The sequence below is a fragment of the Paraprevotella xylaniphila YIT 11841 genome (assembly GCF_900683745.1).
Classification (GTDB): domain Bacteria; phylum Bacteroidota; class Bacteroidia; order Bacteroidales; family Bacteroidaceae; genus Paraprevotella; species Paraprevotella xylaniphila.
Genome location: NZ_LR215980.1, coordinates 108,662 through 126,979, shown reverse-complemented (window position 1 = coordinate 126,979; position 18,318 = coordinate 108,662). Strand labels below are relative to the sequence as shown.

The 18,318-nt window shown below is 51.6% G+C and carries 9 protein-coding genes; 1 reads left to right on the top strand and 8 read right to left on the bottom strand.

Translation table 11 applies throughout. From position 1 onward, the window contains the following. Window positions 1–15 precede the first annotated feature (15 nt). The 8 genes from E0E47_RS17460 to E0E47_RS00550 all read right to left on the bottom strand — a co-directional run bounded on the left by E0E47_RS17460 (window position 16) and on the right by E0E47_RS00550 (window position 16,015). Window positions 16–1,281, bottom strand: a complete 1,266-nt coding sequence (locus E0E47_RS17460; RefSeq protein WP_232038276.1) for a ligand-binding sensor domain-containing protein — start codon at window positions 1,279–1,281, stop codon at window positions 16–18. Between the two features lie 152 nt (window positions 1,282–1,433). After that, complete coding sequence (locus E0E47_RS00580; RefSeq protein WP_232038275.1) at window positions 1,434–4,511, bottom strand: alginate lyase family protein; 3,078 nt, start codon at window positions 4,509–4,511, stop codon at window positions 1,434–1,436. A 70-nt stretch (window positions 4,512–4,581) separates the two neighbouring features. Continuing rightward, window positions 4,582–6,039 carry a glycosyl hydrolase family 28 protein gene (locus E0E47_RS00575; protein ID WP_130892571.1) on the bottom strand — a complete coding sequence of 486 codons (1,458 nt, stop codon included), beginning with the start codon at window positions 6,037–6,039 and terminating at the stop codon, window positions 4,582–4,584. Window positions 6,040–6,243: 204 nt separating this feature from the next. Beyond that, window positions 6,244–8,127 carry a glycoside hydrolase family 97 protein gene (locus tag E0E47_RS00570; RefSeq protein ID WP_130892570.1) on the bottom strand — a complete coding sequence of 628 codons (1,884 nt, stop codon included), beginning with the start codon at window positions 8,125–8,127 and terminating at the stop codon, window positions 6,244–6,246. A gap of 26 nt (window positions 8,128–8,153) precedes the next feature. Beyond that, window positions 8,154–10,055 (bottom strand): glycoside hydrolase family 97 protein, encoded by a 1,902-nt coding sequence (locus E0E47_RS00565; protein WP_130892569.1) that lies wholly within the window; start codon window positions 10,053–10,055, stop codon window positions 8,154–8,156. Window positions 10,056–10,117: 62 nt separating this feature from the next. Further along, a complete protein-coding gene (locus E0E47_RS00560; protein WP_130892568.1) occupies window positions 10,118–11,974 on the bottom strand; it encodes a beta-L-arabinofuranosidase domain-containing protein in 1,857 nt (618 codons plus the stop codon). Between the two features lie 32 nt (window positions 11,975–12,006). Continuing rightward, window positions 12,007–14,547 carry a glycoside hydrolase family 31 protein gene (locus E0E47_RS00555; RefSeq protein ID WP_130892567.1) on the bottom strand — a complete coding sequence of 847 codons (2,541 nt, stop codon included), beginning with the start codon at window positions 14,545–14,547 and terminating at the stop codon, window positions 12,007–12,009. Window positions 14,548–14,650: 103 nt separating this feature from the next. Further along, entirely contained in the window at window positions 14,651–16,015 is a 1,365-nt protein-coding gene (locus E0E47_RS00550) for an MATE family efflux transporter (protein ID WP_130892566.1), read from the bottom strand. 729 nt (window positions 16,016–16,744) lie between these two features. On the opposite strand from E0E47_RS00550, the gene E0E47_RS00545 reads away from it, so the two are divergent. Beyond that, the gene (locus tag E0E47_RS00545) at window positions 16,745–18,274 is read left to right on the top strand and encodes an O-antigen ligase family protein (protein ID WP_172604618.1); all 1,530 of its coding nucleotides are present in this window, start codon (window positions 16,745–16,747) and stop codon (window positions 18,272–18,274) included. The last annotated feature ends 44 nt before the right edge of the window (window positions 18,275–18,318 follow it).

Genomic DNA, 18,318 nt, shown 5'->3' with positions numbered 1-18,318 from the left:
TTTGGTAAAAACCTTTTAAAAAGTTCCCACCCACACATTTCCCTGACGGTCGCGGGAGAGCGACAAGACCAATTCATTGATTTCATCTTTAAAAACCTGTTCCACCTCATGGGTTTCCGGATGGAAACGAAACAGGCCTTTGCCACTCCCCACCAAGATTGTGCCATCGTCCTCCTCAAGGAAGCAGCGCACGGATTCGTTGGTGATGTAAGAACTTCCGGGGCATGTCTGTGCCAACTGGAATTTCTGCATGCCGGGGTGATGATAGCACAGCCCCTGAAATAACGTGCCGACCCAAAGCCCGCCGCGCGGATCTGCCATCACGGCATAAATGTCATTATGGAGCCTTCCGCCGTTCGTCAAGGCCATGTCCGGCATCTCGGACACAGAAAATGTCTTCCCGTCAATACGCCGCAGGCCACTCCGCGAAGTCCCGGCCCAAACATTCCCGTCACGATCCATGTCCATGCAAGTAAAGAAGTTGGATATGCCGGATATGCAGGCCACATCCTTCCACTCCCGGAGTGTACGGTTATAAAAACAAATGCCATTGTTGTACATCAGCCACAAGTTCCCCGCCGAATCGGGATGCAAATAAAGCCGGTCTGTATATCCATTGATAATCCCCTCGAAACGTGAATCCTGAAAAAGGAACTCGGAAGAAGTATAATCCCAACAACGGATCAGGCCGCTATCATACACGATCCAACAGAAATTCTTATATTGGGCCAATTCCAACGGAACGCCGTAGCGGCGCGTGAACTCGCTGTCACCACGGTCTATCACTTTTTTCTCTTGTTTTCGGACATCATAAAAAAAGAACGTATTGTCCTCTGTCAGGAACCAATAATTTTTAGCATCGTCAATGAAAAGGTTCTTCAACCTCTTGTCGATTCCCATGCTTGCCAACTCCCCTTGAATATCATAATTGAAAGTGTTCGTCTTCAAGTCCAGAAGCAGCAAATAACGCAGTTCCTTCATCCACACACGATCCTGCCCGTCATAATACTCTTTCGGCGGACGGGAATATGTCCACACGTACTTCCGGTCTTTGTCGTATGGAAAATACTCAAACGATGCCCCATCGTAAATGTTCAATATCGAGGCCGTCCTTATCCCGACACGCCCGTCCGGGACCATGCTCAGGCCACGAATCTGATTGTCGGACAAACCGTCCGGCACATCTATCAAACGAAACTTATACTGTTCTACCGCCCTGCACGGAAGTGCAAGACAGATACAAGACACAAATGCCCAAAACATTCTTGACATGTTCTTCATAATCGTTCCACGTTCTTTATGTGACGTTATTTTTCGTTGGTATTAATATATGCAAATATACTTCAAAAAGAAAGTAAACCCTATCAAAAAAACAGAAAAAAAGAGCACGTATCAAAAAAACACGTGCCCTTGTTCCTTACGCCCCACAGCTTTCATTCTATCGACAAACCATCAAAAACCACGCTGCCTGCGGCCTTGCCGCCGCCGAAGCTACCTGCCACCCCGACATAAATTTCCCGGGGCATTTCCACCTCCTCGGAATGCACATAAAACCAGTTCACCCCATCTGTAGACTCATACGCATAAAAGACATTCCCCACCCGTGCCAACTTGAACCAGGCAGGTATCCAAGTATAAGTATTGCCTATGGCAAAACGCCTTTCACCACCGCTCTCCTTGCGGTATCCCATACGGGCAAACCTCCGCCCCCAATGGCCAAGCGTCATCGTCACGGCCGTGGCATCCCCCTTTAAGGCTGCCCTTAACATCAAGCCGCATTCTTCCGTATTCCCGTCCATCCTGTTGATACGGCACGACACGGCAAAGTCTCCTGCCACTTTCCGGTACAGGTATGGAGCATTGTCCGACAGCGCGTCCACGGCCGCCGAACGGCAAGACAGGCGATAGGTACCTCCCTGCACGCCGGCATAGTCTGCCCTGCCTTCCTCCACATGGCCTACCTCTGCATAAGTCCATCCGGACGGGCATCCTGTCACGGATACGGCCTTCACCCTCACACTCTCCGAAAAACGGCTCGTTCCGGCCTTGTTGACCGCCGCCACCCGATATTCATACGTCTTGCCTTCTTCGATACGGGAATCAATAAACCAATTGGTCACTTTCTCCTTGTATACCCCGACATCCCTGAAGTCATCCCGGCCTGCTTCCGAACGCTGTATCACATAACCGTTGGCGAAATACTCCGCAGAGGGTTCCCAATCCAGACGGATTTGCCCGATGGAGGCTTCTGCCCGCAATCCCGTGGGCACTGCCGGTACAGGCAAGATAGGATAGTTGGAAGGACGTAATGAAAAGGTCAACGACCCATATCCGAAATGGTCTTTGCTACCGTGTTCCGGACGCAAAAGCTCGGCCATCCTCTTGGAATAAGGTGCCGGTACGCCTTTCAACACTTCATAATGGTTGTATATCATCTCCCAAACCGGACGGTCCTCCAATTGGCCCAACCCGTTTACGGAAGGCCAACGGTTGTTCAGCCCTTGGCTGTTATTATAATAAGTGAAAGGGACACCGCGCATCTGGTTGTGACGTGCCACGTATTCGGCCCCGGCCAACAGGCGGTTGCTGTCGTAGGCAAACAAGTCATCTCCTTGGTTCCAGGCAATCTGGCAGAACGTAGCCAAGAAACCTACTCCCAGTTGGGCATGCTCTTGGTCTCGCCCGCTTTCCTGCCATTGCCCGAGCACCGTTCCATCTTCCATCCGGTGCAGATAAGGCACGGCATTTCGGATGCTTCCGTTCCCCAAGCCGTGCTTGAAATATTCAACCCCTTCCCGGTAAATGTCCGGACGGTCGCACAGCACTCCGATGGCAGCCAAAGCGACCATGTTGCAAGCATCCCAGTTTGTCCAACAATAGTCCACACGGCCGCCGCCATGGGTCCGGAGGAAATCCCGGCTCACGGGATACAAATATTCCACCATCATCTCCTTGAAACGTTCAAAGTCGGTTCTTTCCCATAACGGGCACACACGCAACACTTCCGCAGCCATGGCAAACTCCCCGATGGGGATGCCCAAAAGCCCTTGGTCTTGCCGCGCCTTCGGCACTTGGTTCACGGTATTCGCCCAGGCATTACAAATATTGATGGCACAACGGGCATACGCCTCATCACCGGAAATGTACCAACGGATGGCGTTCAGATAAGCTGCATGGGCTTCTATTGAAGCCTTCTGGCGGCTGTCGCCCATGTTGGCCATCGGGCGGGCCGCAAACGTCGATTGCGCCCAAGGATCCTTCTGTAACTCCGCCCAACCTTCTGCCCAAGGATGCTGCCCTTCGCCCACCATCGCCTTCATACGCTCCAAATCGGCCAAGGTATGCAAACCGCCGGGATGCACAAACTTACGATGATCTGCTTTCTCATTAAACAAAAGCGTCCCGAAACCCGGTTGGTCACGGTCATACCCTTCCGGCCTGATTTGTCCGAGCACCTGTCCCGTGAAAGGCATAGGAAGCCCCATCCGGTTCACATAATGGTTGTAGGCTATGTCGAACACGTACATGTAGCGTCCGCGTGCCTTCGGCGACACTTCCTCCCAATCGCAGTACTTCCCGGTAATGTCCGTCCATCTCACGAAAGGAACATCGTAACCCAAGTTGTAACGCGCCACATATTCATATCCTTTCAACAAGCGGTTATCCTTAGCGGAATATAAATCATCCCCCTGTTGCCAAGCCAGTTCACATACCGTGGCCATTGCCCCGAGTCCCAGCATGCAATGGCTTTGGTCGCGCCCGCTCTCCTGTAGTTGGCCGGTTTCCCCGTCGATATAATGGGCCAATGTGCCGTTGTCGTACCCGTCAAGGTAGAAAGCCCGTGCCTTCTCATACATTTTCCGGTCATCCAGATGGATGGCTGCCGCCATATAAGTCTTGGTCACGATAGCCCCCCAATTCCCGTTCGTATAAGGGTTACGCTTATAGAACGTTTCCAATACGGGGAGGAACACTTTCGTGAACATCCGCAAAGCACCTTCATAATCCTCCGCAGGCATCTTACGCCACGTATGCTTCAACGCTTCAAGTGCATAAATGATTTTAAAACCTTCCAAACCGGCCAACAAAGGAGCGTCGTTCGTATCGGGTATGCGTTTCAGGGTGCGTGCATAGGCCGTCAATACTTCCGCCGCCTTACGGGCATGTGACTCATCGCCCGTGATACGCCACATCAGCGCATTCAAATAGGCCGCACTGAAGTCACGCTCCATTCTCGATTTGGTATAACCGAATTTACCGTCACGCGCTATGGTATCGAACGGGCCTTCCATTTTATAATCCGACTGTGCACACGGATGTTTTTCCAACAACAGATAGGAGGCATAAGCGTCGTCGCTTTTCCCTTTCACCAAACCACGGATTTGTTGCATCCGTTCTTCCGTATGCAACACACCGGGGTGCACGAAAGCTGCCGCAAGCACAGGGCACGACAGCAATAGGAATCCCAAGAACAGCCATAACCTGCCTATAACATTCTTCCAACTTTTCATGGTTTTACAATTTTTCATTTCAAAATACAGCCGACAAATATAGCGAATTTAAAAACACCATACGGCATCTCTACCTTACATTATTCGTCATTGCACCCTCTGTGGACACAAACGTCACATCCTCCACGTGCGGCCCCACATATATACCCGCCATGTCACCGGTGTTATACCAAGCCGGTTTACCGGGCATGTCGTCCGTAATCAGCTGTCCGTTGATGCGCAGGTTCTCGAAACGCACGTTCCTGATTTTCCTCTCTTCGTCATATCCCTCGATAATAGACAACTCAGCCCGGTTTCCATCATAAGAGACATCTTTAAACGTGATATTTTCAATACCCCGTCCCGGTGCCGTACAATACTTCTTATTATAGAAAATACGCAAATTGACCAATGAGCCTTCACGGAAATTCTCCACGCGGATATTTTCAAAACGGACATCGCGGACCAGATTGTTGTCTCCGGCATTGATGGACATGCACCCCTGGTAATTCAACTGCTTCTCCCGATGGTCCAATATGTCGATATTGACGTAATTCAAATCCTCAAGCACTTCCGGATTCTTCGTGTCACCATGGATGCCTATGAATATGGGATGGGCCACATCTGCCCAAAGCGTGGAGTTTTGCATCGTGACATGCTTGCAGCCCCCCTTGAACCCCAAACGTGTGCCGTACACCGTCGTGCAATCGTCCGAATTTCGGCAGAACACCCCGTCGAACAACACATTATTACTGGCAAAGACATTCATCCCGTCTCCCCACCCGTAATAGCTGATAGCCTTCACATTGCGGATGGTCACTGCATCCGAGCCCCCCGTAGCGCACTGGGTAGTGGCAATGCCTTCCACCAGTACATTACGGGAGTTTGCTATACGGATGCCTCCTTTTACCTTATAATCTATAATACCACGTCCTATCAATTTCACATCTTGCACGCCCTCAATGAGCACACGCCCGTTCAGCACGGCACCACCGGCCAAGTAAACTGTCTGTCCGGATTCCACCTTCACCTCGCCATCCTTGGGCGTATGGTAACCCGGGCCGAAGTAGACCACATTACGGTCTTTTTTTCTTGGAACATCCACCTCCACCGGATTGGCGAACAGGTGCAGGTTATGAAAAATATCGCCGTTCACTTCCACCGACAAGTTGCACGGCTTGTCCAAAGTGAACGTCAGCTCCTTTCCCTTCAACTGAAAAGGTATGCCGTATGACAAAGGACGAATCCTTGCACTGTCCACCGCTCCTTTGTTATAAGTGACTTTCACCTCCACCTTTCCCGAGAAGTCGAAAGTCGCCATCGAAGCCTTTTCCACACAATGCTGCGTCCCCCTCACTTCATCCACGCAAACCAAATAAGAAGGTACGTTCCTCCATTCCCCATCTCCTTGACGCGCTTGAACCGTAAAATCATCATTCAACTCCGCTCCCTCCGGTGCAGCGTAAGTCACCAAAGAAGACGAGGCATAGCATGCGGCACTTCCCGTCATCACCATAAAGGCCATCAAAAGCCAATGTCTTATTTTCATTCCGTTTCCATTATTGATTTCCGGTTGCAAATATAGCCCAACCCCAACAAACAGGATGGGACAAATCGAAACAAAAAAGGGGCTTAAAATCTCCAATTCAGAGAAATTAAGCCCTTTTTTATCATGTCAACCTACCTTTAAGGGAAAAACATGCCGGTTACCGGCCATGCCCTCCTTCCGGTTCCTCCCCAAAAAGCGGGCATTTCAATAACACCGTCCGACGAATCCTCCGCCAGCCCGCAACTTCACTTTCAGCACCTCTTTCTTCGACACCTCACGTTCTTCCCGTACCACGGAAGCAAGTTCTTTCCCATCATGCAGGAAAACCGCTTGTTTCTTCTTTTTCAGGAAATCCAACGGTATCTCAATCTCCCGTTCTTTGTCCCCGTTCATCACGCCTATCCACCACTCTTTCCCTTTCCGGCGGGCATAAGCCACGACCTCCCCCATTTCCGTACAGGGAAGTACAAGGGTCTCGTCCCACACCGTGGGCACAGCCTTGAGCAAATCCACGAAAGGACTTTCCAGATAATACGAATAATGGTCGGAGAAATGAGTAACCGGCGACAGGAATACTATGGCTTGGGCAAACTCGTGCGCCCAAGAGTATCCGCCTGTGGCCAACTCTTCCGGATTCAACGTCACCGGCGTGACATCAGCCGGCCCCGCCATCAAGCGCGTAAAGGGCAAAGCCACATAATGCGCCTGCGGGAGCACACGCCTGTAACGCCGGATTTGGTATTCATTTCCTCTCACCGCCTCACGCGTGATGTCATTGGGATAAGTCCTCGAAAGCCCCGTGGGCTTCACGCTGCCGTGGAAATTCAACAACAGTCCCAGTTCCGCACAATCCTGCATGCCTCCCATATACCATTGCATGATTTCCACCGTAGCCGTCGGGATAAAATCAATCTTGATACCGGAGGCCCCGATGGCCTTCACCCGTTCCAGATAAGCCCTCCGCGACTTTGCATCGCGCATCTCGTTGGAATTGACCCAAACCAACGACTTCACACCGACACTCCGTCCGTAGTCAATCACCTCCTTAAGCAATTCCCATTGGTCCTTGCCGTCCTTATGCCAATTTCTCCACCCGTCATCTATCAGGTAATATTCCCAAGAAAGTTCTGCAGCCGCATCGAACCAAGCCTTTTGGTCCTCATAGCGCGGGGCACCCACGCTCCACCATTGCCACAGGCACCGTCCGGGCTTTACCCACGAAAAGTCACGCCCCTCTTCCGGCGACGGGCACAAGTTCGTCAACAAGTCGGAATTCACCAAGCCGGTCAAATCGGATGCAATGATGGCACATCTCCAAGGAGAAACGTCCTTTCCTTTATATTTCCCGGCCAAGACCTTTTCCGACTCATCCGGCAGGCGCTTGATGTCCCATCCTTTTTCCGAGGAGGGAAAGCATGACTTGAAACCATTCCCCGAACGTGAAAAGGCCATGTCGGGAAAGTCTTCGCAATCTGCCTCCGTAAATGTCATATACCCTTCTGGCAATTCAACCGTAAGCGGGCCGCATACGTATTCGTTTTCCGGCATCTCATCCATCCGGGTGACATAAGCTTCCTTCTCATAACCTATGTCATAACCCGCCCACGCCACTTTCTTCACGTTCCGGGGCACATTCCAAGCTGTATGTTCCCGCTCTATGCGCCGGGCATTTTCAGGCAAGACGTAACGTACGGCCACACCGTCGTCATACACCCGGACCACAAGGCCGTAACGCACCCCATCGGCCGACAACGGCAACATGGCTTCCACCGCTTTGTCCGACGCCATGGCATGATGTCCGAACAGAGGGTATTCCGTCTTGAATTTCTCCACTTCGGGTTCTGCCGCCAACGACACATTCCGCCCAAGGTCCTTCCCGTCCACGACAAGCCCCAAGCGCGATGCCTCCAAGACCTCAACCTTACCTTTCTTCACGGAGTAAACCAACTGGCCTCCGTCCGTATCCACACAGACTTCAATATTCTTGCCGGGACTGCATAAACGAAGCAAATTGTCCCCTTCGGCATAACTCCCCCACGTGCAGGCACATAACAGCATGCAAGCCCTGCCCCACATTTTATTTACCATATCTTTTTTCACCTATTTAATAATCTCTACTTGATAACGGCCACAAAACCTCCACGCGGCAGGCAATCTACCGTCAAGGCTTTGTTTCCTTCCGGAACAGGCACGTTCTCTTCCACCACAAAGCCCTTGCCGTCGGCATTGTCCTTAAAGCAAGACACGTTCCGGCCTTTCCCAAGGTCAAGCCGCCCCAACGGCACTCCTATCTTCCGGCCTTCTTCCGTACCGTTAATTCCGGCTACATACCATATATTCCCTTTACGACGTGCCATCACCACATATTCTCCGGGATAACCGGCCAATAACTTCGTATCGTCCCATGCCGCAGGCAAACCGGATAGCAAACTCCTCACCGCTTCCGGCAAGCCACGATATACTTCCGGACGGTCGGGCATGTGCTGCAAAGCCGACTCGAAAATGACAGGAAGTGCCAGTTCGTGGGCATAGGTCGTGATGTGCGGGTTTTGGGAATCAGAGAAAGTACCGGGCGTGTAATCCATCGGACCTATCACATTGCGCGTAAAGGGCAACGTGGCATTATGGGCTGCAGCCCGTCCGGTCAATGTCCCGTTATTGTTGTACCATTCCGCACCATAAACCGCTTCCACCGACATCATGTGGGGATAAGTCCGCTGCCATCCCCTCGGTATGGCAGCCCCATGGAAATTCACCATCAGCTTATGCTTGGCCGCATCCTCCAACAAATCGATATAATAATCCATGGAAGACACGCTGTCACCGGCAAAAAAATCCACCTTGACGCCATACACGCCCAATTCGTTCAACCATCCGAATTCCTTTTGGCGGTCTTCAGGCTTGTTCAGACGATACAAGGGCGTGGGTCCCAACCACTGCGTACTGGAATTGTACCACAACAAAGGCTTTACACCGCGTTCCTGCGCATACTTCACGGCAGCCTGCAAATCGCCGCCGTTCGACATCTGGTCCCATTCCCAATCAATCAGGCTATAAGGCCATTTCATGTCGGCAGCAAGGTCGAAATAAGCTTTCAGCTTTTGGAAATCCCGCGTCCCATGGTTCTCTGCCCAATAAATCCATGAAGCCAAACCGGGCTTTATCCATGAGGTATCCTCCACCGTTGACGGGTCGGACACGTCGGTCACCAACGTAGACTCCACCACGTCCGACAACCGCCCTATGACCAACACCCTCCAAGGTGATTCCCATTCCTTGTCCATGGCCTGCTTTTCACTAAACAAACGCACGCGATAACGGTCGGCACTGTCGGCATTGCACAAGAAAGAACCGCAATGGCCGCGCCTGATATTGGCTTCCGTCACCAACATGAACACGGTGTCCCTTAATTGCACCAAACCGGGATACCCCCATTTGTCAGCCGAACCATTCTCGCCCCGGCCATCCGTGGACAAAGGATAAAAACCTTCATACCCCAAAGTGTATTGTTGCATCCAACGTTTCGCGCCCTTAGGCACATCGTATGCCGTATATTCGTCCACCACATACTCTTCCGGCGATACGGACTTTACCCCATACTTGAAAGCCACGCCGTCATTGTAGGCCCGGACGGTCACATCCAAGATGTTACCCTCTTCGTTCTCGAAAGAATAGACCTTTTCAGTCCCATGGTTCACACAATGGCTGCGTTTTCCTGTCGGCATCAGGTAATCGTCCTCTACCGGCTTGGCTTCCGTCACGCTTTTGAATTTCAGGTTCCCTGCATACTTTTGCAAGTTGGTCTCTATCCCCAAATCCACCAACGGCAACGCACGCGTCCCGTCATAAAACACCGATAGGACCGCATCGCCATAATGCTCCTTGTCGAGTCCGGTCAACTCCACCAACACATGCTTGTCCGGGGAACGCACTTCCTGCATGTCCTCTATCGCACAGGAACAAAGTCCCGCAACAAGGCCTAAACACCATCCCCATTTCAAAACTCCAGTCTTCATTCTCTTCTATTTTTATGATTTCACATTTTAATATACTCGCAACCATCGCCACCGTACAATTTTCAATAATTCCGTATCGTGGCATATACACCGTAAGACTCTTGGTCCACGTCGAACAAGGGACGGAGCCGGAACTCATTTACTCCGTTACGCAAGACAAACCGGTTGGGTTCACCGTCCACGACCGAAAGCCCTTGAAGCACCTCGTCCTTGCTTCCCTTCAATATCACTTCGCTACGGGTTTCAAAAGCCAACAGCATCGGGCCGTAGAACACGGCAAACATGTTCTCCTTGTCCGGCATGGACTGCAGGCGGAAAGCGTAACGGAAGTCCACACGCACCCGGTCTCCATCCTCCCAACGTCTGGAAAGCTTCAGGAAAGAAGAAGGCCGTACCGACATGCCCTGTTTCTCACCGTTTACATACACCTCTGTCCCTTCGGCCCAAGCAGGTATGAACAAGTTCAGGGCGAACCCCGCCGGACGACGCACCGAAACGGTAAAATCCGCCACCGGCTGCAGGGGAAATCCCCCTGTCTGTTCCAAAGCCACCTTTTTGGATGCCCAATGCAATTTGGACGGCACATAAAGGTTCACGTACACATCCGAACCGTCGTGGTAATAAATTCCGCTGTTCAATTCCGCAAAAGCCTCTATGCAAGACCCACTGCAACAGAAGAAATCATTCTCCTTCAAATATTTCTTATTGCGCGGCGAACCCAAAGGCAAATGGTAGACATACGCTCCGGTAGACCTGCTTTGCACGGGAAGCACCCCGTTGTAGAACATGTTCATATAGGCATCCGCATAACATGGGTCGCCTGTCCATCCGAACAGGTAAGCACTCAGCTTCTGCGTATTGTGCGTCACACAACTTTCGGCAATTTCGCACGTCAAGGTGTTACACAAATGTCCGGGTTCCCCCCAATGTTCCGCTGTCAGCGAGGTCGGCGTGACGGCTACCGGTCGCGGACCGCTGCTCGTCCCGTTCACGTATGCATGCCCCCGTTGGAGGATGTCCCAAAAGTGCATGGCCGCCTTCTTGTATTTTTCTTCGCCCGTCACCTCGTAACGGCGGGCAAAGCCATTGACCAACACGATATGCGTATTGGCATGCAAGCCTGCCAGGATGTCCTCGTTCCGCACCAACGGCTCAAGGAACCAGGCCGGGTCGAAACAAGCAGCCAAGGCCAAATGTTTGGGATTGCCCGAAATGCCGTACAGTTCATAGAGCACCTCATTCATGGCTCCCGCCTCATTTTGCGGATTCGCCTCCACGGTGTACATCATCCTCTCGATACGTTCCGGAGAAAGCTTCGACATCCTGCCTTCCACATAACCGGCCAAAGCCTCCACCATACCGTAAGCCTTCCGGTTGCCTGTCTTCGTGTAAGCGTCCAACAAGCCCTGCAAAATCTTATGGAGCGTGTAATACGGTGCCCATACCCCCGTAAAGCGTGTTTCCAATGTCTCGAAGTCTTTTTCCGGAAAGGCACTCAAATAACCGTTCCCATGCGCTTGTTGGCATTTGTACAGCTCATCCACCATATACTCCAACCGTTGGGAAGCCCACCCGTCCCCATATCTCTCGGCCAATACCGACAATGCCGACAGGTAATGCCCCGTGAAATGCCCCCTCAGCCCGACACCGGGGGATTCCCATCCCTCCAATGGTTTTGCCAAAGACGGAAGCCCGGCCGTGACCCGGAAATTATGCAACAGCCTGTCGGCCTCGACAGACTGAAGGTAAGCCACATCCAAGTCTTCCCGCTGCTTGATCCAAGAAGCTTCCAGTTCCACATCTTTACCGGAAAAAGGACGCAATTCCACCACGGAAGGAGATTCTACTTTCCCGTTTCCCCACACTCCGGACTGGCACAGCCCGAAGCCGATAAGGACAGACAAAATACGTTTTTTCATGATACCTGAACCTCGTTATACTTTATTTCCTTTCACAACCGGCATTTCAACTCTTTCCCTTCGTAGCGCACAAGTTTGCCGTCCGTCCGTTCACCGAGGGCTTCCGTACCGTCAGCCACCACTACCCTGAAACGGCGTGTCTTTTCCATGCCTTCGAAGCCGCCCCGGCGCTCCCCGAACGTCAACACACGACGCTTGTCATTCCACTGCAATTCAATGGTCGAGAAACAGCCTTGTTCATAATCGTAATTGTCTCCTTCATCTTCATACAACACAAAACGGGCATCCCGTCCCGGATAAACCACGATGGTGAGTTCTTTCCCCGGCAATTCACCCGTATGCTGTACCACCGGCCCCATCGGCACGATGGAACCTTGGCGCACGAATAACGGAATCTTGTCGATGGGGGCATCGGCCGTGACTTCACGCCCTCCTTCATACTTCTTACCGGTCCAGAAATCCATCCAGTCCGCCCCCTCGGGCAAGTAAACGGTACGCGATTTCGCCACATCCTGCAACGTCACGGAACCTTTGTCGTAATACATCGGACGGGTCACGGGACAAACCAGAAAAGCCGGACCGAACATGAACTCATCCTTGATGTCGTGCACACGGGCATCTTCCGCAAAATCAAAAGCCAACAACCGGCTCATGGTATAATCCTCCTGCGTGACCTTTCCGGCCAGAGAATATATATAAGGTATCAGGCGGTAACGCAAATGAATCATGCGCAGGATGCTGTCATAAAAGGGTTCGCCCGGCTCACCGAACCGCCAAATCTCGCGCGGAGTGTCCGTACCGTGGCTGCGGAACAAAGGCAGGAACGCCCCATATTGCAGCATGCGTACATAATATTCCCGGTAACCCATATCGTCCACGCCCCGGTCGAAATCCCCGGCACGGAACCATTCGCGTCCACCTCGCGTGAAGAACGAACCGATGTCCACCGTCCAATAAGGACAGCCCGTGGCCATGAAATTCAGTCCCTGTGGTATCTGTTGGGAGAATGACTTCCACGAAGCATGGGTGTCGCCGTTCCATGTAATGGTGGCATAACGCTGCTGGCCCGCATAACTGGAACGGGTCAGGTTCACCACACGTTTACGATCCGTCGTGGCACGTTGGTTTTCGTACAACCCTTTGGAATGGTACAAAGAAAAAAGGCAACTGCGTTCCGCACCCAACACAGCATCCAACAAGGCCAAATTGCCTTTCCAACGCTCCTCATGGCTGTCCCACCCGTATCCTTCCGGCATCGCTCTCCAGTCGGCATCCAAAGGTTCCGTACAGTCGCACCACCATGCATCGAAACCGTTTCCGAAAAACTCCTCATTGGCATAATCCCAATAGCGCGCCCGAGCCAGAGGGTTGAAAGCGTCATACACGGAATGCCCCAACATGAAGCCACGCTCCGCGAAATCCTTCGTCTGTGGGCAATTCGTCGGATTGGGCCAGATGGAAACCATAAGCTTGGCATCCAAGGCATGCAACGAATCGGCCAAATGGCGCGGGTCAGGATAAAAACGGCGGTCCATCTTCATGTACCCCCATCCCTGAGGCCAATAGTTCCAATCCTGCACGATGACATCCATAGGCACCTGCCGCCTGCGGTATTCCTCCGCTACATCCACCAGTTCCTCCGAACTCCGGTACCTTTCCTTGGATTGGATATACCCGAACATGTAACGGGGGAACATGGGAGACTGCCCGGTCAGGTAACGGTATTGCGCCACGACTTTGTCCATCGTGCACCCTTTCATGAAATAATAATCCACCTCATTGGCCGCCTCCAATTCCACGAAGCTTCCTTCAGGAGCGTCCTGGTACACCATGCCGCATCCCGCATCGAAAAGCAGGCCGTAACCGGCCGTGGAATTCAAGACCGGCACCATCTCCTTCAGGTTGTGCTGGCACAGGTACATCGTTTTCCCACGCAGATCCAAGTAGTCTTCCATGTGGCATCCCAAACCATAGAGGGCTTCCCCCTGCGCCCACCGGAAATGGTTGCGGAATTTCCAGCTCCTTCCCACCGTGTCGCGCCGAAGTACGTCCATCACTTCCTTTTCCCCGTCTGCCGTCTTCACGATACGTTTGCTCTGCGGGTCATACACAACATTTTCCCGATAGGTCTGTTCGGCCTCGCGCGGCCGTTGCGGATTTTCCGACAACAAAGTACGTCCGGTACGCCTATCCTTATACGTCAAGGCATACGAGCCAAGGTCTACCCATACTTCAAGGCTGTCCGAGCGCAAAGAAAGCCTGCCGTTCTCGCGTTGCAGCCGGAAAGGAACTTTTTCTTCCTCGCGCCCCGTGCACACGATGGTGCCGTTGCCCAAAAAGGCAGGCTCGCACGTGTAGCGGACCCGCACGATGTCCGGACGGACAAATTCCACCCTCATGCGCCCTTCCGGAGTCTGGAAATGCACACCGTTGCGTTGGACTGCATAGCCCTCCCCCTCTGCCATTACCGGAAAATGGCACATCAAAGCCATGCAGGCCACAAAGACTCCCTTGCAGGAAACGGAATAACGGAATTTACTCCTTTTACCTTGATTTATTTCCTTAAAATCCATATTTGTTTGTTTTTCTAACCACAACGCAAAGTTAAGGCATATCCTTTAATCATTATAGGACAAAAACATACAAATAATAGGATTTAAAAGCACATTTCAAGCCCTAAGCAAGGCGACGGGGCATCTTCCGCAGGATCCTCGGGAACTGCCATGCAAATATCAGCGTGCAGCACACGGCGGCAGTGGCATCGGATATGCCCTCGGCTGCGAACACCCCCATCATGCCCATGCCGCGTGGCAAAAGCAAAGCCAAAGGCACCAGGAGGATGACCTTACGGAGCAAGGCGATGAACACGGACACCTTGGCCTGCCCGAGTGCCACGAACATGTTCTGGCAAGCCCGTTGCAGCCCGAAAATGGTCATTCCGGCCAAAAACACGGGCTGCGTCTGTTCCACGGCTGCAATAAGCTTCCCGTCGGACGTGAAAGCGGAAGCCACCAACCCGGGAAAAAGTATCATGAAGAGCACCAACAACAAATTGAACGTAAACATGACTTGGAGCACAATCCGGAAACAGTCCTTCACGCGTTGGCCGTTCCCATGCCCGTAATTGTAACTCACAATGGGGATGAAGCCTTGCGAGAAACCTGTCAGCGGCACGCTGACGGCCAGCATCGCACTCTGCATGATGGCCAACGCGCTGATATAGATGTCTCCATAGGTCTTCAGGCTGCTATTCAGCACGAAGCCCACAAGGCTCTCCGTACTGGCCATGATGAACGGCGAAACGCCCAAGGCAAGCGTGGACAAGACCACCTTACGGTCGGGACGCATATACCTGCGTTCCAACCTCAAAGTGGCTTTCCGCGAAGTCAGGAAACGCACCACCCACAAGGCACTGCATGCCTGCGAGATAATAGTAGCCAAAGCTGCCCCTTTCACACCCATGCCGAACACAAAAATAAACAGCGGGTCGAGACCGATGTTCAGCAACGCACCGATAATGACCGAGCACATGGCAATGCCGGGCCGCCCCTGGGTGTTGATGAAAGTGTTCAGCCCCACCGAGACCTCGACGAACAATGTACCCAACAGATACACCGAGAGATAATCCGTCGCATACCCTATCGTATGTTCCGAAGCCCCGATGGCCATCAACATGGGTTCCATGAAAAGGTAGGCCGTGGCAGAAGTCAGCACCGTGAATAGCAGCAACAATACCAGTCCGTTCCCCAGGATTTTACCGGCACGCACGCGGTCGCCCTGCCCCAAGGCAATGGCCGCCAACGGAGCACCTCCGGCTCCGACAATGGAAGAAAAGGCCGAAATCAGGATGATCACGGAACTGGTCACGCCGATACCGGCCAACGCATCCGTCCCGATACCGGGAATATGGCCGATATAAATGCGGTCCACGATGCTATACAACAAGTTCACGATTTGGGCGGCCACAGCCGGGAGGGCCATACGGAACACCAAAGGCAGCATGCGGTCCGTACCCAACCGCTCTTCATACAGGTTATTCATGCGTCTTCTCTCTTATAAATTCGTGCAAAGTTACAAATTTCACACAGACTGACAGAATGACAGAGCAAAGTTCATATTGACTTTTTGTATTTTCCACAGCCACGAGATTCGGATATTCCGCCCCGAATCCGGTCGGGACGGAAAATAACGCAGCCATACGAATTTCCGCCAAGCCCAAAAGTCAGGGACAGAGGCTTATTCTTTCCTTTCCGGCACAAGCCCATTCATTTTCTCCGTATGTTCCTCGCTTTCAAGGTCAAGAAAAACCGTTCCGGCTTACATTCTGCCACATCCGACATGACCATAAAAACTTTCCAAATAAATCTCCCGTCCTCGTCCCAAGCCGGCCTTCAGCCCTCTCAAAGCCGGTTCCAGTACCGGAAAAGAGCCTCTGTTCCCGTGACATGCGGACAAAACGGAAAAGACATGCCCGTATAAAAAAATCAATCTCTTGAGACTGATTTTTCATTGTGCTGTAATCCGTCTGACGTTATGCAGTGTTTATGCAGGAAAACACTTTGAATCCGCATATTTATACAGATTGTTTTCATGGATTTGCCATGAACGTCTTCTTCTGATGTCAGAAAAAAAAGGCATGAAAAGACTTTCTGAAAGCGAAAAACAACGTTTCATACCAAAATGTCCCTGATTTCGGTAAAAAATGGCCTATACTTTCCCCTGATAAAGTTCTAACTTTGACGCATGAAGACCAAACCCTTGAAATGTACAATGATAAAGAACATTTATACCCTGCTATATGGAGGGTTAATTTTTGCTTGCGCGTTCCCCTCCATGAACATGTTCTACGACCGGTGGAACACTCCAAAATGGCTATGCACCCTCTTCTTGACAGGATTGCTTGCCGTATGCACCGCCATACTTGGACATAACCGGAAAAAGACAAGCGACTTTTCCCATTTCTCTGTATGGAGCGAAGCCGCTACCATGATTGTCACACTGGAATGCCTTTATGCCCTCATGTTCCTATTCAAATACCCGACGACATGGCGGATTGGAATAGCCGGAACGTTTGACAACCCCGCCGGACTGGCATTTTTCTTATGCGCCCTCCTGCCCTTCATCTCAGGTATGGCTTTACGCTTCCTAAAAGATAATGGCAAAAGAAACATATACATAACAGTCGCCTTACTCGCAGGGACAACCGTCGTGCTCACCCACTCGCGCACCGGCATACTGTGCCTCGTGGCATATATCCTTATAGCTCTAAAAGATTATGGCAAGATTTCCATACGCCCGACATGGAAAACCATCATCCCGGCCATTGCCTTCACAGGCTTCTCCATCTTGTTTTTCAAACCGGAATCCACCTCTGGAAGAATGTTTATTTTGGAACAGACATGGGAGCTTATCTGTAAAAGACCTTGGAGCGGATATGGCACAGGAGGCTTCGACCGAGAATACATGAATCAGCAAGCGGAGTTCTTCAAACAGCATCCCGAAAGCCCGGTAACGATGTTGGCCGACGAGACGGGACACCCATTGAATGAATTCGCCTACCTATGGGTGGAACATGGCATCGGTGCCCCCTTGGTTTTACTCCTTTCATGGGCAGGGTTATGGCATGTCCTACGAAAAAGAAAAGACATATCCTCACAAATAGGCTCTTACACGCTCATTCCCCTATTGTTGTTCGCCTTGTTTTCCTACCCGTTCAAATATCCTTTGGCCTGGATTGCCGTAGGATGGTGCGTAAGCATAGCCGGAAAGACCTATTTCAAAGCTTTTTCCCGTCGAAAAAGCCTGAGGGCTTTGGCCACCTTTTGTCTTGCTTCCATCGGAATAGGCATAGGAACATACCTCGCCCATGCACTTCCGCAAGAAAAAGAATGGGGACATGTCGCCCGAGAAGCCCTCAAAGGGAAGGGACGAGAAATGATGCCCCGGTACGCACGCCTGTACCCACATTTCTCTCATAATCCGGAATTCCTATATAATTATACGGCTGAACTATTTCAAGCCGGACAAACGGAGAAAGCATGGCATACAGCACAAGTCTGCCGGAAACAATGGAGCAAGTACAATTTGGAACTACTAACCGGAGACATTTGCCGGGAACTCCGAAAGTATGAGGAAGCCGTCTGCCACTACCGACAAGCGGCTTACATGTGCCCCGTAAGGTTTGCTCCGTTGGAAGGCTTATATTATGCCTACCGGAACATCGGGGACACCATCCGTGCCGACTCCATTGCACAATTCATACAACAAAAAAAAAGTAAAAATCCCCTCATACGACGTTGAAAGGATAAAGAAGGAAATCAAGCCCAAAAACGAACTGATGTTTC